The 17,112-nt window shown below is 64.1% G+C and carries 17 protein-coding genes; 8 read left to right on the forward strand and 9 right to left on the reverse strand.

Translation table 11 applies throughout. The features are described from left to right. Positions 1-37 precede the first annotated feature (37 nt). The 6 genes from pyk to gcl form a co-directional block, all read right to left on the reverse strand. Positions 38-1,462, reverse strand: coding sequence for a pyruvate kinase (gene pyk, locus WBF69_RS07015; RefSeq protein ID WP_424262604.1), 1,425 nt, complete (start codon positions 1,460-1,462; stop codon positions 38-40). After that, positions 1,459-1,890: a GlcG/HbpS family heme-binding protein gene (locus WBF69_RS07020; protein WP_424262605.1), complete on the reverse strand. Its 432-nt coding sequence runs from the start codon at positions 1,888-1,890 to the stop codon at positions 1,459-1,461. The genes pyk and WBF69_RS07020 overlap by 4 nt, the downstream gene beginning before the upstream one ends. Positions 1,891-1,918: 28 nt before the next feature. Next, positions 1,919-3,178, reverse strand: coding sequence for a glycerate kinase type-2 family protein (locus tag WBF69_RS07025; RefSeq protein WP_424262607.1), 1,260 nt, complete (start codon positions 3,176-3,178; stop codon positions 1,919-1,921). Between the two features lie 54 nt (positions 3,179-3,232). After that, positions 3,233-4,117 carry a 2-hydroxy-3-oxopropionate reductase gene (glxR, locus tag WBF69_RS07030; RefSeq protein ID WP_424262609.1) on the reverse strand — a complete coding sequence of 295 codons (885 nt, stop codon included), beginning with the start codon at positions 4,115-4,117 and terminating at the stop codon, positions 3,233-3,235. Between the two features lie 29 nt (positions 4,118-4,146). Further along, positions 4,147-4,923 (reverse strand): hydroxypyruvate isomerase, encoded by a 777-nt coding sequence (gene hyi, locus WBF69_RS07035; RefSeq protein WP_424262611.1) that lies wholly within the window; start codon positions 4,921-4,923, stop codon positions 4,147-4,149. A gap of 61 nt (positions 4,924-4,984) precedes the next feature. Then, the gene (gene gcl / locus WBF69_RS07040; protein WP_424262613.1) at positions 4,985-6,766 is read right to left on the reverse strand and encodes a glyoxylate carboligase; all 1,782 of its coding nucleotides are present in this window, start codon (positions 6,764-6,766) and stop codon (positions 4,985-4,987) included. Positions 6,767-6,932: 166 nt separating this feature from the next. Here gcl and WBF69_RS07045 point away from each other — a divergent pair, with 166 nt between their 5' ends. From WBF69_RS07045 to WBF69_RS07075, 7 genes are all read left to right on the forward strand, one after another. Continuing rightward, complete coding sequence (locus WBF69_RS07045) at positions 6,933-7,850, forward strand: LysR family transcriptional regulator (RefSeq protein WP_424262615.1); 918 nt, start codon at positions 6,933-6,935, stop codon at positions 7,848-7,850. Next, a complete protein-coding gene (locus tag WBF69_RS07050) occupies positions 7,847-8,740 on the forward strand; it encodes a DMT family transporter (protein ID WP_424262617.1) in 894 nt (297 codons plus the stop codon). The genes WBF69_RS07045 and WBF69_RS07050 overlap by 4 nt, the downstream gene beginning before the upstream one ends. A gap of 99 nt (positions 8,741-8,839) precedes the next feature. Next, positions 8,840-10,009 (forward strand): ABC transporter substrate-binding protein, encoded by a 1,170-nt coding sequence (locus WBF69_RS07055; protein WP_424262619.1) that lies wholly within the window; start codon positions 8,840-8,842, stop codon positions 10,007-10,009. A gap of 59 nt (positions 10,010-10,068) precedes the next feature. Further along, complete coding sequence (locus WBF69_RS07060; RefSeq protein WP_424262621.1) at positions 10,069-10,989, forward strand: branched-chain amino acid ABC transporter permease; 921 nt, start codon at positions 10,069-10,071, stop codon at positions 10,987-10,989. Between the two features lie 13 nt (positions 10,990-11,002). Continuing rightward, positions 11,003-11,983 (forward strand): branched-chain amino acid ABC transporter permease, encoded by a 981-nt coding sequence (locus WBF69_RS07065; protein WP_424262623.1) that lies wholly within the window; start codon positions 11,003-11,005, stop codon positions 11,981-11,983. 1 nt (position 11,984) lies between these two features. After that, a complete protein-coding gene (locus tag WBF69_RS07070) occupies positions 11,985-12,746 on the forward strand; it encodes an ABC transporter ATP-binding protein (RefSeq protein ID WP_424262625.1) in 762 nt (253 codons plus the stop codon). Further along, a complete protein-coding gene (locus WBF69_RS07075) occupies positions 12,743-13,456 on the forward strand; it encodes an ABC transporter ATP-binding protein (RefSeq protein ID WP_424262627.1) in 714 nt (237 codons plus the stop codon). The genes WBF69_RS07070 and WBF69_RS07075 overlap by 4 nt, the downstream gene beginning before the upstream one ends. A 56-nt stretch (positions 13,457-13,512) precedes the next feature. Here the strand turns inward: WBF69_RS07075 and WBF69_RS07080 are convergent, their stop codons facing one another. After that, complete coding sequence (locus tag WBF69_RS07080; RefSeq protein ID WP_424262629.1) at positions 13,513-14,025, reverse strand: ureidoglycolate lyase; 513 nt, start codon at positions 14,023-14,025, stop codon at positions 13,513-13,515. Positions 14,026-14,043: 18 nt separating this feature from the next. After that, positions 14,044-14,571 carry a 2-oxo-4-hydroxy-4-carboxy-5-ureidoimidazoline decarboxylase gene (gene uraD / locus WBF69_RS07085; protein WP_424262631.1) on the reverse strand — a complete coding sequence of 176 codons (528 nt, stop codon included), beginning with the start codon at positions 14,569-14,571 and terminating at the stop codon, positions 14,044-14,046. 98 nt (positions 14,572-14,669) lie between these two features. On the opposite strand from uraD, the gene WBF69_RS07090 reads away from it, so the two are divergent. Then, entirely contained in the window at positions 14,670-15,605 is a 936-nt protein-coding gene (locus tag WBF69_RS07090) for a LysR family transcriptional regulator (RefSeq protein WP_424262633.1), read from the forward strand. A gap of 30 nt (positions 15,606-15,635) precedes the next feature. Here the strand turns inward: WBF69_RS07090 and WBF69_RS07095 are convergent, their stop codons facing one another. Next, positions 15,636-17,021 (reverse strand): NCS2 family permease, encoded by a 1,386-nt coding sequence (locus WBF69_RS07095; RefSeq protein WP_424262635.1) that lies wholly within the window; start codon positions 17,019-17,021, stop codon positions 15,636-15,638. Positions 17,022-17,112: the final 91 nt, after the last annotated feature.

Here is a 17,112-nt window from a genome sequence, read left to right on the forward strand (position 1 = left end):
GAGAGGCGGGCCAGTCATATGCCAGGGTAGATACTGCTTATTTCTCTGGCACTTGCGCGATGTGCAGCAGATTGGTGCTGCCGCTGCGCCCGAACGGCAGGCCGGCGATGACGATCAGCGAGTCGCCCGCGGCTGCCAGGCCGGCTTGCCGGGCGGCATCCGTGGCGCAGTGGATCATTTCGCTGGATTCCTGCAGTTGTTCCGGGAAATGCACCGGGCGCACGCCCCAGGCCAAGGCCAGGCGGCGGGCGGTGCGCAGTTCCGGGGTCAGCGCCAGAATCGGGGTGATGGGGCGTTCGCGGCTGGCGCGCAGGGCGCTGAAGCCTGATGCGGTGTAGGCCACGGTGGCCGCAGGTTCCAGCAGATCGGCCACGCGGCGCAGGGCGCAGCAGATGGCATCCGGGATATTGGCTTTGGCGGGGCTGTGGGTCGCGTCCAGGTTGGCGCGCCAGGATGGGTCGGACTCCACTTCGCGGATGATATGTTCCATGATGGTGACCGCCTCGACCGGATACTGGCCCGAAGCCGATTCCGCCGACAGCATGACGGCGTCCGCCCCGCTGTAGATCGCGGTGGCGACGTCGGATGCTTCGGCCCGGGTGGGCACGGGCGATGTGATCATGGATTCCAGCATTTGCGTGGCGACCACCACCGGCTTGCCGGCGGCGCGTGCCCGGCGCACGATGCGCTGCTGCAGCACCGGCACGCGCTGCGGGGGCAGTTCTACGCCCAGATCGCCACGCGCCACCATGATGCCATCGGCTTGCGCCACGATGGCGTCCAGGTGCTCGATGGCGGCGGGTTTCTCCAGTTTGGCCATGATCCAGGCCTGGTCGCCGATCAGGCTGCGGGCTTCGACGATGTCTTCCGGGCGTTGCACAAAGGACAGCGCCACCCAGTCCACACCCAGCGACAGACCGAAAGCCAGATCGTCGCGGTCCTTCGGGGTCAGCGGTGAAATTGGCAGGATGACGCCTGGCACGTTGACGCCTTTGCGGTCGGATAGCGGGCCGCCCACCATGACGGTGGTGTCCGCGAAATCCGGACCGTGGCGGTCGACCCGCAGGCGCAGCTTGCCGTCGTCCAGCAGCAGATCGGTGCCGTCTTCCAGGGCGGCGAAAATTTCCGGATGCGGCAGGTTGGCGCGCTGGGCGCCGCCTTCGGCCGGGTCCAGATCCAGACGGAAGGGCTGACCCGTCTGCAGCGTGATTTTGCCGCCGCCGATTTTGCCGATCCGCAGCTTGGGACCCTGCAGGTCCATCAGAATACCGATGGGGCGGCCCACATCCTGTTCGACCTGACGGATGATGCGGTAGCGTTCGGCGTGGTCTTCATGGCTGCCGTGGCTGAAATTCAGGCGGAACACATTGGCGCCGGCCTCGACCAGGGCGCGGATCTGTCCGGCGGTGGAACTGGCGGGCCCCAGGGTCGCCAGGATGCGGGCGCGGCGTTCGTGGTTCATGCTTGTCTGCCTTTGTGCAGGTGGTCTGCGCCGTCCAGGGCGGCGACTCCGGCGCGGGCGACCTGTGCATCCTGGCCTGCTTGCACGCCGGACACACCGACTGCGCCGATGACTTGCTGGTCGTCGTAGATGGGTTCGCCGCCTTCCAGGGGGACGACTGGCATGGACAGCGCGGCGATGCGGCCCTGATTGACCATATCCTCGTAGACCTTGCTGGGCTTGCCGCTGAGCACGCAGGCGCGCGCCTTGTCCGGCGCGACCATGGCGCTCATGATCGGCGCGGCGTCCATGCGCTGCAGCCAGATCGGATACCCGCCCGCATCGCAGATGGCGATGCTGACGTTCCAGCCGTTCTGACGGGCTTCGGACTCGGCGGCGGCGGCCATGCGGCGGGCGTCTTCCAGGGCCAGGACTCGCATTGTTTTCATGGGGATGTCTCCTTGGGGCGTCACCCTGTCACAGGATCAGGATGGCGCGAAAATCATTGACGTTGGTCAGGGTGGGGCCGGTGATCAGAGAATCGCCCAGCCGTTCAAAAAAGCCGTGGCCGTCGTTGTCGTCCAGATGCGCACGCGGCGGCATGCCCACCGCCCAGGCGCGCGCCAGGGTATCGGGGCCGATCAGGGCGCCGGCGATTTCCTCCTGGCCGTCCACGCCGTCGGTGTCGCCCGCCAGCGCGTGGATGCCGTCGGCGCCGTCCAGCGCGATGGCCGTGGACAGCAGGCATTCCACATTGCGTCCGCCACGGCCCTGACCCCGCACGGTGACGGTGGTTTCGCCGCCCGACAGCAGCACGCAGGGCGCGGGCGCGGGTTGGCCGTGGGCGCGGACCTGCAAGGCGATGCCTGCCAGCACCTTGCCCACGTCGCGCGCTTCGCCTTCGATGCGGTCACCCAACAGCACGGGGGTGACGACGGCCTCGCGGGCGACGGCGGCGGCGGCCTCCAGCGCCATCTGCGGCGTGGCGATCAGGTGGGTTTCCACGCGGGCCAGCCGCGGGTCACCGGGTTTCAGGGTTTCGCCCTTGCCGGTTTCCAGCAGGGCGCGCGCGCCGGCGGGCAGGTCGATGCCGTAGCGGCGCACGATGTCCAGCGCATCGGCGCAGGTGCTGGGGTCGGCCACCGTGGGGCCGGATGCGATGTCGCTGGGTTGGTCGCCGGGCACATCGGAAATCAGCAGATTGATGACGCGGGCCGGCGCGCTGGCGGCGGCCAGGCGACCGCCCTTGATGCCGGACAGGTGGCGGCGCACACAGTTCATCTCGGAAATTGTCGCGCCGGACGTCAGCAGAGCGCGGTTGATCGCCTGCTTGTCGGCCAGCGTGACCCCGACACCCGGGACGGGCAGCAGCGAAGACCCGCCGCCGGAAATCAGGCAGATCACCAGGTCATCGGCGCTCAAACCCCGCACCTGATCGAACAGGCATTGGGCGGCGCGTTCGCCGGCTTCGTCGGGGACGGGGTGGGCGGCCTCCAGGATGTCCAGGCGTTCGCAGGGTACGGCATAACCGTAGCGCGTGACTACGACGCCTTCCAGAGGGCCGGGCCAGTGTTTTTCGAACGCCTGCGCCATGGCGGCGGAGGCTTTACCCGCGCCGATGACGATGGTGCGGCCTTTGGGGGGCGGGGGCAGAAAAGCGGGGATGCAGTATTCCGGCTGGGCGGCGCGCACGGCGGCCTGGAACATGCGGGTCAGAAGATCGCGGGGTTCTGTCATGGGGCATCCGTGCAAAGGGAACGGTGCGCCGCAGGCCGGCGCACCGCACACAGCTTACTGGCCGATTTCGTGGTTGGCCATGATTTCCAGGGCGCGCACCATGCCGGAATGATCCCATGCCGCGCCGCCGTGGGCGACGCAGGCGTTGAACAGTTCCTGGGCGACGGCGGTGCTGGGCAGGGACAGCCCCAGTTGGCGGGCGGTGCTCAGGGCCAGGTTCAGGTCCTTTTGGTGCAGATTGATGCGGAAGCCCGGATCGAAGGTGCGCTTGACCATGCGTTCGCCGTGTACCTCCAGGATGCGCGAGCTGGCGAAACCGCCCATCAGGGCCTGACGGACCTTGGCCGGATCGGCGCCGGCCTTGGAGGCCAGCAGCAGGGCTTCGCCCACGGCCTCGATGGTCAGGGCGACGATGATCTGATTGGCGACCTTGGTGGTCTGGCCGTCGCCGTTGCCGCCGACCAGGGTGATGTTTTTGCCCATCAGTTCGAAGATGGGCCGGCATTGCTCAAAGGCTGCCTGGCTGCCGCCGATCATGATGGTCAGGCTGGCGGCTTTGGCGCCGACTTCGCCGCCGGACACCGGGGCGTCCAGGTATTCGCAGCCCAGGGCGTTGATCTTATTGGCGAATTCTTTGGTCGCCACGGGCGAGATCGAGCTCATGTCGATCACGATCTTGCCCTTGGACAGGCCGGCGGCCACGCCGTTTTCACCGAACAGCACGGCGTCGACGTCCGGGGTGTCGGGCACCATGACGATGATGATGTCGGATGCCTGGGCGACTGCCGTGCTGCTGGCGACGGCCTTGGCGCCGGCGTCCAGCAGGCTTTGCGGGGTCTTGCCTTGGGTGAAGGTGACCAGGGAATGGCCGCCTTTGATGAGATTGGCCGCCATGGGGGTGCCCATGATGCCCAGACCGATGAAGCCGATATTAGCCATGAGGATGCTCCTGATGATGTTTATGAAGGTCAGGCCAGCGCCTGGATCCAGCCCAAACCGTCTTCGGTGCGGGCGGCGGGTTTGTATTCGCAGCCGATCCAGCCGGTGTAGCCGACCTGGTCGATGTGGCGCAGCAGCCAGCGATAGTTGATTTCGCCGGTGCCGGGTTCGTTGCGCCCAGGGTTGTCGGCCAGCTGAATATGGCCGATGGACCCCAGATGCTGGCGGATGGTGTTGCCCAGTTCGCCTTCCATGCGCTGGGCGTGGTAGATGTCGTACTGCACGTGCAGATTGTCGGAACCGACTTCGGCGATGATGGCCAGGGCCTGGTCCGTGCGGCTCAGGAAAAAGCCGGGGATGTCGAAGGTATTGATCGGCTCGATCAGTAGCCGGATGCCGGCTTTTTTCAGCTCGGCGGCGGCAAAGCGCAGATTGTCCACGAAGGTCTTGTGCGCGCTGGCCTGGTCGACGCCGGCTGGCAGCTTCCCGGCCAGACAATTGACCTGGGTGCAGCCCAGCGCCTGGGCATACTGGATGGCCAGGCCCACGCCCTGTTTGAATTCCTCGACGCGTTCGGGATGGCAGGCGATGCCGCGCTCGCCGGCGTCCCAGTCGCCTGCGGGCAGGTTGTGCAGCACCTGGACCAGGCCGTTGTCCTTCAGACGCCGGGCCAGGTCTTCTTTGGGGTAGGCGTAGGGGAACAGGTATTCGACGCCTTTGAAACCGGCGTTGGCGGCTGCTTCGAAGCGGTCCAGAAAGTCGATCTCGGTGAACAGCATCGAGAGATTAGCGGCAAATTTCGGCATAGATGGCTCCTTGAAATGCTTCCTGGCGGCCCTTCCGGGGGAAGGGCTGCGGTGTCTGGCGTCAGTCCAGCAGCGTGATGGCGGTCGGGGCGTCTTCGCCGCTCTCGGCCAATTCCTCGAATTCGTTGATGGCGTTGATGTCGTTGCCCATCGAGATATTCGTGACGCGCTCGAGAATGAATTCCACCACGACGGGCACCTTGAATTCCTGGATCCAGGCGCGGGCTTGCGCGATGGCAGGCTGGATGTCCTCGACCTTTTTCACGCGGATCGCCTTGCAGCCCAGACCTTCGGCGACTTTGACGTGATCCACGCCATAGCCGTCGGTTTCCGGCGCGTTGATATTGTCGAAGGCCAGTTGCACGCAGTAGTCCATGTCGAAGCCGCGCTGCGATTGGCGAATCAAGCCCAGATAGGCATTATTGACCACGACGTGGATGTAGGGCAGATTGAATTGCGCGCCGACGGCCAGCTCTTCGATCATGAATTGAAAGTCGTAGTCGCCCGACAGGGCCACGATCTCGTCGCCGGTGTTGGCGGCCACCACGCCCAGGGCGGCGGGTACGGTCCAGCCCAGGGGACCTGCCTGGCCGGCATTGATCCAGTGGCGCGGGCCATAGACGTGCAGCAGCTGAGCGGCGGCAATCTGCGACAGGCCGATGGTGGTCACGTAGCGGGTGTTGCGGCCAAAGGCCTTGTTCATTTCCTCGTACACGCGTTGCGGTTTCAGCGGTGTCTGGTCGAAATGCGTTTTGCGCTGCATGGATTTTTCGCCCTTGCGTGCGCGGCATTCCTGCGCCCAGGCGCTGCGGTCGCGCAGCTGGCCGGCGGCCTTCAGGCGCTTGGCTTCCTCGATCATCAGGCGCAGGGCGACGCCCGCATCAGAGGCGATGCCGTAATCCGGGCCGAAGACTTTGCCGATTTGCGTGGGGTCCACGTCGATATGCACAAAGGTGCGGCCCTCGGTGTAGACGGAGGTGGAACCGGTGTGGCGGTTGGCCCAGCGGTTGCCGATACCCATGACGAAGTCCGAGGCCAGCAGACTGGCGTTGCCGTAGCGGTGCGCCGTCTGCAGGCCGACCATGCCAGCCATCAGCGGGTGGTCGTCGGGAATCACGCCCCAACCCATCAGGGTCGGGATGACCGGCACACTGGTCAGTTCGGCGAATTCTTTCAGCAGATCGGCGGCATCGGCGCTGAAGATCCCGCCGCCGGCGACCAGCAGCGGGCGCTCGGACGCATTCAGCATGGCCACAGCGCGGGCGGCCTGGGCCTGGGTGGCCGAGGGTTTGTAGACATCCAGCGGTTCGTAGGTGTCGATATCGAATTCGATTTCGGCCATCTGCACGTCAAAGGGCAGATCCACCAGCACCGGGCCGGGACGACCGGAGCGCATGACGTGGAAGGCCTGCTGCAGGATGCGCGGCACCAGTTCCGGCTCGCGCGCCATCACGGCCCACTTGGTGACCGGCTTGGCGATGGTTTCGATGTCCACGGCCTGGAAGCTTTCTTTATGCAGCTGCGAGCGCGGCGCCTGGCCGGTGATGCACAGAATGGGGATGGAGTCGCCGGAGGCGGAATACAGGCCGGTAATCATGTCGGTGCCGGCGGGGCCGGACGTGCCCAGGCACACGCCGATGTTGCCGGGGTTGGCCCGAGTGTAGCCTTCGGCCATGTGTGAAGCGCCTTCGACGTGGCGCGCCAGCACGTGCTTGAAGCCGCCGTTTTTGCGCAGCGCCGAGTACAGCGGGTTGATGGCGGCGCCAGGCACGCCGAATAATGTGGTGATGCCTTCTTTTTGCAGGACTGCCGCGGCGGCGTCCACTGCTCTCATCCGGGCCATGAATTACTCCTTGGTGTGATCCGATAGGTCTGCGAGGTTGGGATCAGCATAAAGACTGGCGTCCGGGACCGGAATCCCTGTGGCTCTCGTTTCTGTCGATACTATAAGTATGTGGTGAGCTGGTGCTGGGGTAGAATTTCCACACGATCACCGAACGGAGGCCGCTGTGGGGCGCTATACCGACATCAGCAGTTTTGTATTGATTGCCGAAAAAGGCAGCTTTGCCTCGGCCGCCTTGATCGAGGGTGTGACGCCCGTGGTCATGGGGCGGCGTCTGACGGCGCTGGAAAAGCGCCTGGGCGTACAGCTGATGCACCGTTCGACCCGGGGTCTGGTGCTGACGGAACTGGGTGAACACTATCTGGAACTGTGCCAGCAACTGATCCAGGATTTCGGCGATGCCGATGCCAGCGTCATGGCCCGGCGGCGCACGCTCAGCGGCCATCTGGTGGTTTCGGCGCCGGCGTCTTTCGGGCGCCAGCATGTCGCGCCCCATGCCTTGGCGTTTCGCCGCCGCTATCCCGATCTGGCGTTGTCCTTCAATTTCACCGACAGCGTGGTGGACCTGGTGCGCGAAGGCTACGACATGGCGATCCGCATCGGCGAGGTCACGGATCCGAACTATGTGGCGGTGCGGCTGTTTCCCAACCAGCGCGTGGTCTGCGGCACCCCGGCGTATTTCGATTCGCACGGCGTGCCCAGGGTGCCCGAGGATCTGGTGCGGCACAATTGCCTGGCCTTCAATCTGCAGGGCGGACAACATCGGGGCTGGACGTTTGTGCGCGATGGCAAGCCGTTTGCCGTGCGGGTGCGGGGCGATCTGGCGTGCAACGACGGCGAACTGCTCTATGACTGGGTGCGCCAGGGGTTGGGCATCGGCTGGCGATCCACCTGGGAAATCCAGCGCGAATTAAAGCGCGGCGAACTCGTGACCGTGTTGGATGAGTTCGCCCTGCCTGCCTACGATATCCAGGCGGTGTACCCCCAGCAACGCTACCTGCCGGCCAAGGTGCGTTATTTTATTGACGATCTTAGAAACCATTATCATGAGCCTGGATATTGGGAAGGACAGGGAACACCATGACACCCGCGCAAAGGACAGCCCGCCGTAACGAACGCTTGGCCTTGCTGGCGCTAGCCGGCATGGCGCTGGGCTGGGGCTACAACTGGGTGATCATGAAATCGGTGCTGGCGTATGTCGGGCCATTCGATTTTTCCGCTTTGCGCACCCTGTTCGGCGCTTTGTTGCTGCTGGCTGTGCTGGCGGTGTTGCGTCGCCCGATGCGTGTTCAGGCCTGGGGGCGGGTGATTTTGCTGGGGGTGTTGCAGACGGGGGTGTTTTCCGCGCTGATCCAGATTGCCCTGTTGCAGGGCGGGGCGGGCAAGACATCCATTCTGGTCTACACCATGCCCTTCTGGGTCATTCCCATGGCTTGGCTGGCCTTTGGGGAACGTGTGCGCGGCCTGCAATGGCTGGCGCTGGCGCTGGCCGCAGCAGGGCTGATCCTGATTCTGGAACCCTGGACCCTGCACGCTGACGTCATGAGCGAAGGGCTGGCGGTATTGGCGGGCCTGTGCTGGGCCGTGGCGATCATCGTCGCCAAATGGATCAAGCGCGACTATCCCATGGAAGCCTTGCCGCTGACTGCCTGGCAGATGCTGTTCGGCGCTCTGGCCCTGTGCCTGGCGGCCTGGATCGTGCCTGAAAAGCCGATCGATCCTGCACCGTATTTTTACGGCGCCTTGATCTACAACATCGTCATCGCCACGGCGCTGGCCTGGTTTTTGTGGCTGTTTGCCCTGCAGCATCTGTCGGCGGGCGTCGCCAGCATGTCCACGCTGGGCGTGCCGGTGGTGGGTGTGCTGGGCGGCTGGCTGCAGTTGGGCGAACAGCCCGGTGCGCTGGAATTGACCGGCATGATCCTGATAGCGGTCGCGTTGGCGGTGATCGGCCTGCGTTCGTCGGGCAAATGATCGGAAAGCCGTCGCGCGCGTCAGGGATCGCCGCGCGGGCTTTCGTGTAACATCGGCGAAATTTTAAAACTAAATCATCAGATCCTACGGGAGACAAGCATGGCATTTCGCAAAACGCTGCTGGCAGCGGCTCTGGCCCTGTCCTTGGGGGTGTCGGCTGGGCCGGCGCAGGCAGAGGTCAAGATCGGTTTTCTGGCCACCCTGTCCGGTTCGGGCGCGGCGCTGGGTCAGGACATGGTCGATGGTTTCAACCTGGCGCTGGAAGAACGCGGTGGCAAGCTGGGCGGGCAGGACATCGTTCTGCTGAAGGAAGACGATCAGCTCAAGCCCGACGTCGGCGTGCAGGCGGTGCAGAAATTCCTGGAAAAGGACAAGGTCGACCTGGTGGCCGGGGTCACGTTTTCCAACGTCATGATGGCCATCGCCAAGCCGTTGGCGGATGCCGGCATGACCTTTGTCGGATCCAACGCCGGCCCGGCGCCGCTGGCGGGCGCGCAATGCAATCCGGGCTTCTTTTTCGCCGCCTGGCAGAACGACGGGCAGGCCGAAGTGTTGGGTCAGTTCGCCACGGACCGGAAATACGAAGACGTCTACCTGATCACCCCCAACTATCAGTCGGGCCGCGATCAGGTGAAGGGTTTCACGCGCTTCTATAAAGGCCGCATTTCCGGCGAGGTCTACACCCAGCTGGGCCAGCAGGATTATTCCGCGGAATTGCTGGCGCTGCAGGCCGCCAACCCATCTGCCGTCTGGGTGTTTCTGCCCGGTGGCATGGGCGTGAATTTCGTCAAACAGTACAAGCAGTTCGGCCTGATGGGCAAGATTCCGCTGCTGGCAGCGTCCACCGTGGATGGCAGCACCTTGCCGGCACTGGGCGAGACCGCGCTGGGCGTCTATGCCGGCACTTTCTGGGGGCCGGATTTCCAGAACCCGGTCAGCCAGGCCTTCGTCGCCGCCTTCGAGAAAAAATACAATCGCATCCCGTCGCAGTATGCGGCGCAGTCCTACGATTCGGCCTTGCTGATCGACAGCGCCTTGCAGAAAACCGGCGGCAAGATCGACGATAAACAGGCGTTTCGCGATGCGCTGCGGGCCGCTGACTATGCCTCCGTGCGCGGCGCCTACAAATTCAACGTCAACGGCTTCCCGATCGAAAACTTCTATGCTTTTGAAGTCGCCAAGGATGCGCAGGGCCGAGTCTCTCTGAAGACCATCGCCCAGCCCCTGACGGATCATGCCGACGCCTATGCCGGCAACTGCAAATATTGATGCGTGTCTGCGAGCCCTGACAGGCGGGCGGTGATTGCCGCTCCTCACGGAGAACGGACATGAGTCCGCAGCTGGTGTTCATGCAGGCCTTGAACGGCCTGCAATATGGGATTTTGTTGTTTTTGCTGGCGGCGGGCCTGACCCTGGTCTTCGGCATCATGAGCTTCATCAATCTGGCGCATGGCGCGCTGTATATGATGGGGGCCTATTTCGCAGCGGCGGCCTTTGGCTATACGGGTTCGTTTGGGCTGGCGATCATTGCCGGTCTGGGGGGCGCCACGCTGCTGGGCGTGCTGCTGGATCGCAGCGGGTTTTGCCGTTTGTATCCCCGCCAGCACCTGGATCAGGTGCTGGCGACGTTCGGCCTGATGCTGTTTTTCAACGAGGCCGTGCGCATGATCTGGGGCTCGGCGCCGATCTTCATGAGCCTGCCCGATGCGCTGGGCAACACGGTCATGGTGCTGGGCACGCCTTATCCCTTGTACCGTCTGCTGATCATTCTGGCGGGCCTGTTGGTCGCGCTGGGTCTGTACCTGCTGATCGAGCGTACCCGTATCGGAATGCTGATCCGCGCCGGCGCCAGCAATCGCGCCATGGTGTCGGCGCTGGGGGTGAACATCGGCTGGCTGAATACCTTTATTTTTGCCCTGGGCGCCGGCCTGGCCGGCCTGGGCGGCGCGCTGATGGGGCCGATTCTGTCGGTGCAGCCGGGCATGGGCGATTCCATCCTGATCATGACGCTGGTGGTGATCGTCATCGGCGGCATCGGCTCGATTCGCGGTGCCTTTCTGGGGGCGCTGGTGGTGGGGCTGGTCGACACGCTGGGGCGCACGATCCTGCCGGGCTTGCTCAGACAGGCGCTGGCGCAGGACCTGGCCAGTACGCTGGGCGCCGCGCTGTCGTCTATGGCGGTCTATATCCTGATGGTGGTCGTGCTCGTCATCAAGCCCGAAGGCCTGTTCCCCGTGAAGAAGCGTTAAGGGCCGGCTGACGATGGCATCCTCGATCCTCGAACCGGGCGCCTCGCGCCGCGTCGCCGCCCGGTCCTTGCCGACCGTGCTGACGGTCCTGGTGTTTGTCTTGCTGTTGCTGGTGCCGGTCTACGCCGTCCTGAGCGACAGTCCTTACGTGCTGCTGCAGTTCAGCCGCATTCTGGTGTTCGCTCTGGCGGCGGTCGGTTTGAACCTGGCGCTGGGTTATGGCGGCCTGGTGAGCTTTGGGCATGCCATGTACATCGGCATCGGCGCGTATTGCGTCGCCATTGCGTCTTACCATGGCGCCGACAGCGGCGTTGTGCATCTGCTGCTGGTCGTGCTGGTGACGGCGCTGGTGGCCGCGCCGGTGGGCTTGATTGCGTTGCGCACCCGCGGCATCGCCTTCATCATGATCACGCTGGCCCTGGCGCAGATGTTCTATTTTCTGGCGGTGGGGCTCAAGCAGTACGGCGGGGACGAAGGCCTGCCGATCCGGCAACTGAGTCATTTCTGGTCGCTGACGGGCAGTCATGTCGGTCTGTATCTGTCCCTGCTGGCGAGCCTGGGATTGAGCCTGCTGCTGTTGCGTCGGGTGATCCGCTCGCGCTTTGGCCTGATTCTGCGGGCCAGCAGCCTGGATGCCAGACGCGTACAGGCGGTCGGCACGTCGCCGCTGGGGTATCAATTGCTGGCTTATGTGCTGTCCGCCGAACTGTGCGCGCTGGCGGGGTTTTTTCTGGCCAACCTGACGTCTTTCGCCTCGCCCGCCTACATGGCGTGGACCGTATCGGGCGAGCTCATCGTCATGGTGCTGCTGGGCGGCGCCGGCACGCTGTTCGGGCCGGTGATCGGGGCGGCGGGGTTCCTGTTGCTGGAAGAGGTCTTAAAGGGGCTGACAGAGCACTGGATGATCATCATGGGGCCGGTGATCGTGCTCATTGTGCTGTGCCTGCGCAACGGGCTGTGGGGCATGGTCAGTCCGTCCAAGGGAGGGCGCTGACATGCAGCCCTTGCTGTCAATCCGCGGTCTGGTGAAACGCTACGGCGGCCTGCTGGTCACCGACCATGTGGATCTGGACATCCTGCCCGGTGAAATCCATGCGGTGATCGGCCCCAATGGGGCGGGAAAAACCACCTTGATCGGCCAGATCATGGGGGAAATTCCCAGTGACGAGGGGCACATCAGCCTGAACGGGCAGTCCATTGATCGGCTGCCCATGCCGCAGCGGGTGCGCGCCGGCATCGGGCGATCCTATCAGCTCACGTCGGTGATCCAGCGGTTGACGGTGCTGGAAAATGCCGTCCTGGCCGTGCAGGGCGCTCGGGGGCATGGCTTTCATTTCTGGACGCCGGCGGTGGAAACTCCTGCCCTGAAAGACCGGGCGGACGAACTGATCGACTTGATGGGGCTGTCCCGCCAGCGGGACGCCTTGGCGGCATCTCTGTCCTATGGGCAGCAGCGTCAGTTGGAAATGGCGATGGCGCTGGCGTCCAACCCCAAAGTCCTGTTGTTGGACGAGCCCATGGCCGGCATGGGGCATGGGGATACCGGCTCGGCCATGATGGTGGATCTGTTGCGGCGCTTGAAAGACCAGTACGCTATTTTGCTGATTGAACACGATATGGATGCGGTGTTTTCGCTGGCCGACCGGATCAGCGTGCTGTCCTATGGCCGGATCATCTGTTGCGGCGATGCGCAGACCATTCGCCAGAGCCCCGATGTTCGCGAGGCCTATCTGGGCGACGAGGAGATACCGGCATGACGGCGCCATTGCTGCAGGTCGAAGGCTTGGTCTCTGGTTACGGACGCAGCCAGGTGCTGTACGGCATGCATCTGCAGATCGACGCCGGGCAGTGTGTGACCCTGTTGGGCCGCAATGGCATGGGCAAGACCACGACCGTCAAAAACATCATGGGCATGCATCCGGCCTGGCAGGGCCAGGTGCGCTTCAAGGGCGCGCCGATCCAGCATCTGCCGAGTTACCGGGTGGCGCAACAGGGGATCGGCCTGGTGCCGGAAGGCCGCCAGGTGTTTCCCAATCTGTCGGTCGAGGAAAATCTGATCGCCACGGCGGCGGATCGGCATCGCAAAGCGCATCCCTGGATACTGCCGCGCATCTATGATTTGTTTCCGCGTCTGCAAGAACGCGCCGGCAATTTCGGCAATCAGCTGTCCGGCGGAGAGCAGCAGATGCTGGCGATCGGTCGGGCGCTGATGACCAATCCCGATCTGCTGATTTTGGATGAGGCCACCGAGGGCCTGTCCCCCCTGGTGCGTCAGGAAATCTGGGCGGCGCTGGCCGTGTTGCGCGGCGAGGGCATGGCGATTCTGGTGATCGACAAGAATCTGGCGCCGCTGCTGCAACTGGCCGATCGCCATTACATCGTGGACAAGGGGCGGATCGCGTGGGAAGGCGATTCAGATGCCTTGAAAGCCGACCCGGACGCTCGGCAAAATTACCTGGGAGCCTGAGGCGGTTCAGCGCCGTCCCGACAGTTGCCGCTGGGCGGCGCTACGCATGATGTGGCTTAGCTGAGGGCGGAAATCACGCTGGGGGCTTCCATCTGCACGATATCGCAGTTGTCGCCAGGGCCGGCGCGATCGATGACCAGGAAATCGGACACGGCATCCAGGCCCAGCAGCGGATGGTGCCACACGCCTTTCGCGTAGTTCACGCCCTGCTGGCCAGTGCACAGAAACACCCGGAGATCATCCACCGTGGGCGTGGATTCGGGTTTGGCCACCACCACCAGGTAGGGGCGACCGGATAGCGGGATGAATGCCTGGCTGGCCTGGGGGTGGCGTTCCATCATGGTGATGGTGAACGGCAGACTGCGCGGCTGACCGCGAAAGATCGAGACGATGGCGCGACCGTCGGTGCCCGGTTCGATGTGCGCCAAGTCGTGATAGCGTTCGGTGTTGCCTTCGTTGATGGTGAAGTGCCTGACCGTGTCATCGGCCTGGATCACGTCGCCAAACGGCGCAAAGGCCTTGCGGGTCAGAGGTTCGATGGTCAGGCGGATGGGCGTGCTCGTGTTCATGAGTAGGATTCCGTACAGTCAGGCGAACTGCGCATCCAGACGAAAGCGGGCGATTTGCCCGATCTGATCCAGGCAGGTGGCGAATTCAGTATCCCGGTCATTGTGCAGCCGTTCTTCGATAGCGTCCATGATCTGGTAGCGATTGCGGCCTTTGACAGCAATGACGAAGGGAAAGCCGAAATGTTCGCGGTAGCGGGCGTTCAGGGCGCGCAAACGCTGCAGTTCCTCGGCGCTGCATTGATCCAGGCCGGCGCCGCGTTGCTCGCCGGTCGAGGCATCGGTCAGCGTGCCGGCGGCGGCTTCCTTGCCCGCCAGTTCGGGGTGGGCGGTGATCAGCGCCAGTTGTTCGGACGGGGCCGCCTGCTGTACGACGCGCACCATGGCCTGGTGCAGGGTATCGATGTCGGCAAACGGCCGCGCGGCCCAGGCGCGTTCCGGAATCCAGGGGGAATGCTCGAAGATCGCCCCGAGCGCCTGGGAGAACTCGGATTGCTGCAGTGCGGAAAGTTCGCTCAGGGTCATGGTCGGTGTCGTCAAATATGTCATGATGGAAAGTCTACGGGGTATCCCGTCCCAAATGAAGGGCCTGGCAGCGTATAAGTGGTATAAGCAGAACCGCATTTCCAGAACAAGGAGTCACCTCGATGTCGACGCGACGCAGCAGCGCCATGCTGGATACTTATTTGCTCAAGGTGTTCTGCATCCTGATGGCCGAACGCAGCGTGTCGCGCACGGCTTTGAAATTGAATCAGTCCCAGCCGGCCATCAGCGTGGCCCTGAAGAACCTGCGGCTGATTTTTCAGGATCAGTTGCTGGTGCGCGAAAAGGGCGGCATGGTGCCCACCGACCGGGCGCTGGCGATTCTGGAACATGCCAAATCGGCGCTGGCATCCATCGACACCATGCTGGAAACCGACGAGGACTTCGATCCGGCCAGCAGCCATCAGGTGTTTCGCATTGGTTCGCCCGACTATCTGGCCCCCGCCTTCGCTGCGTCGGTGGTGACGCGCTTTCGACGCGAAGCGCCCCACGCGCGGCTGGTGCTGCATGCGCTGGGGCCGGATTTCGATTTCGAGCATTCGCTGGCCGAGGGCAATCTGGATGTGGTGATCGGCAACTGGCCTGAACCGCCTGATCGCATGCATCTGTCGATGTTGCTGGAAGACGAAATCGTCTGCCTGATGTCGGAGGATCATCCGCTGGCTTCGCGGCGCCTGACACAGGATGATTTCCGCCGTCTTCAGCACGTCGTGCCCACGCCCTATTCCATGACGCAGCGCGGCATGATCGACACCGTGCTGACGTCGCTGCGCATCCAGCGCGAGGAATGTGTCGAGGCGCAGTCTTTCATGCTGGCGCCGTATCTGTTGCCGGGCACCGACCTGGTCTTCACCACGACCCGGCATTTCGCCCAGTACTATGCGGGCTTGCTGCCGCTGACGATCGTGGAATCGCCCATCGACTTCCCGCCGATGCGGTTTTATCAGCTGTGGCATGCGCGCAATCACCATGCGTCCTCCCATCGGTGGCTGAGGCATTTGCTGGGGGACTGTGGCCGGGCGCTGTTGGCCCGGTCATGATCAGTCTCTCGTGTGCCTGGGCTGCGGGGCTTAGATCGCCCAGCCGCCCAGATAGAACACCGCCAGAGCCACGGCGATGGCCAGGGTGCCGATGTTCAGTTTTTGCCATTCGCCGGCGAAGACCCGGCCGATCACCAGCGTGGTAAAGCCCAGCATGATGCCGGTGACGATGTTGCAGGTCAGCACGATGAAGACGGCGCAGACCATGCCGGCCATCGTGTCCACGGTATCGTCCAGGTTCAGCTTGCGCACACCGCCCAGCATCAGCAGGCCCACGTACATCAGGGCAGGCGCGGTGGCATAGGCTGGCACCAGGGACGCCAGCGGCGACAGAAAGATCAGCGCCAAAAAGCCCAGGCCGACGATGGTGGCGGTCAGGCCGGTCTTGCCGCCCGCCGCCGTGCCTGCCGCCGATTCGATGTAGGCGGCAGCGGGCGCGCCGCCCAGGCCGGCCGAGACGATGGAGCTGACCGAATCGGACGTCAGGGCCCGACCGCCATTGATGATCTGGCCGTTTTCATCCAGCTGACCGGCCTGACCGGCCACGGCCCGGATGGTGCCGGTGGCGTCAAACACCGCCGTCATGACCAGAGCCAGCACGCTGGGGATGACCAGCGCGTTGAGGGCGCCGCCGATGTCCATGGCGCCGATCAGCGAGTGCTCGCCGCCAAAGGACGGCAGGGCGAACAGGCCCTTGAAGGTGACGGCGGGGTCCCAGATCAGGCCGACGCCGGACAGGGCCAGGATGACCAGCAGGATGCCGCCGGGAATGCGGCGGCGCTCCAGGCCGAAGATCGCGGCCAGACCGATGACGGACAGCAGCGCCGGCATGGCGTTGAGCGCGCCCAGGGAAACAGGCAGGCCGGGGCCGGGGTTCTTCACCACCAGGCCGACTTCATTGGCGGCGATCAGCAGCAGGAACAGGCCGATGCCGATACCGGTGCCGTGCGCGATGCCGATCGGCAGATTGCGCAGGATCCAGGTCCGTACGCCGGTGACGGAAATGGCGGTGAAGATCACCCCCATCAGGAAGATCGCCCCCAGCGCGACCGCCGGCGACAGGCCTTGGCCCAGCACCAGGTCGAAGGCGGTGAAGGCCGTCAGGGAAATGGCGCAGCCCACGGCGATCGGCAAGTTGGCCCACAGGCCCATCAGCAGCGACCCGAAGGCGCTGGTCAGACAGACGGCGATGAAGACCGACGAGGTATCGAAGCCGGCCTTGCCCAACATGGCCGGGACGACGAAGACCGAATAGACCATCGCCAGAAAGGTCGTCAGGCCGGCCAGGGTCTCCTGGCGCACGTTGGTGCCGCGCGCCGTCAGCTGGAAGCGTTGTTCCAGCCAGGTGGTGGGGGTGATGCCGGGTGCAGCGGAGGTCTTGAACCCCGCAGGTAAAACGGTTTCCTGCTTGCTCATGAGCCTTGTCTCCTGGTGATCCGCCGGCTCATGGGCCGGCTTTGTGTGAGGGGCGCGCGGCTGCAAATGCAACCGGCCCGATTTATTCTAG

This window comes from Castellaniella sp. (assembly GCF_049673105.1).
In the GTDB taxonomy this organism is placed as follows: Bacteria; Pseudomonadota; Gammaproteobacteria; order Burkholderiales; family Burkholderiaceae_B; genus Castellaniella.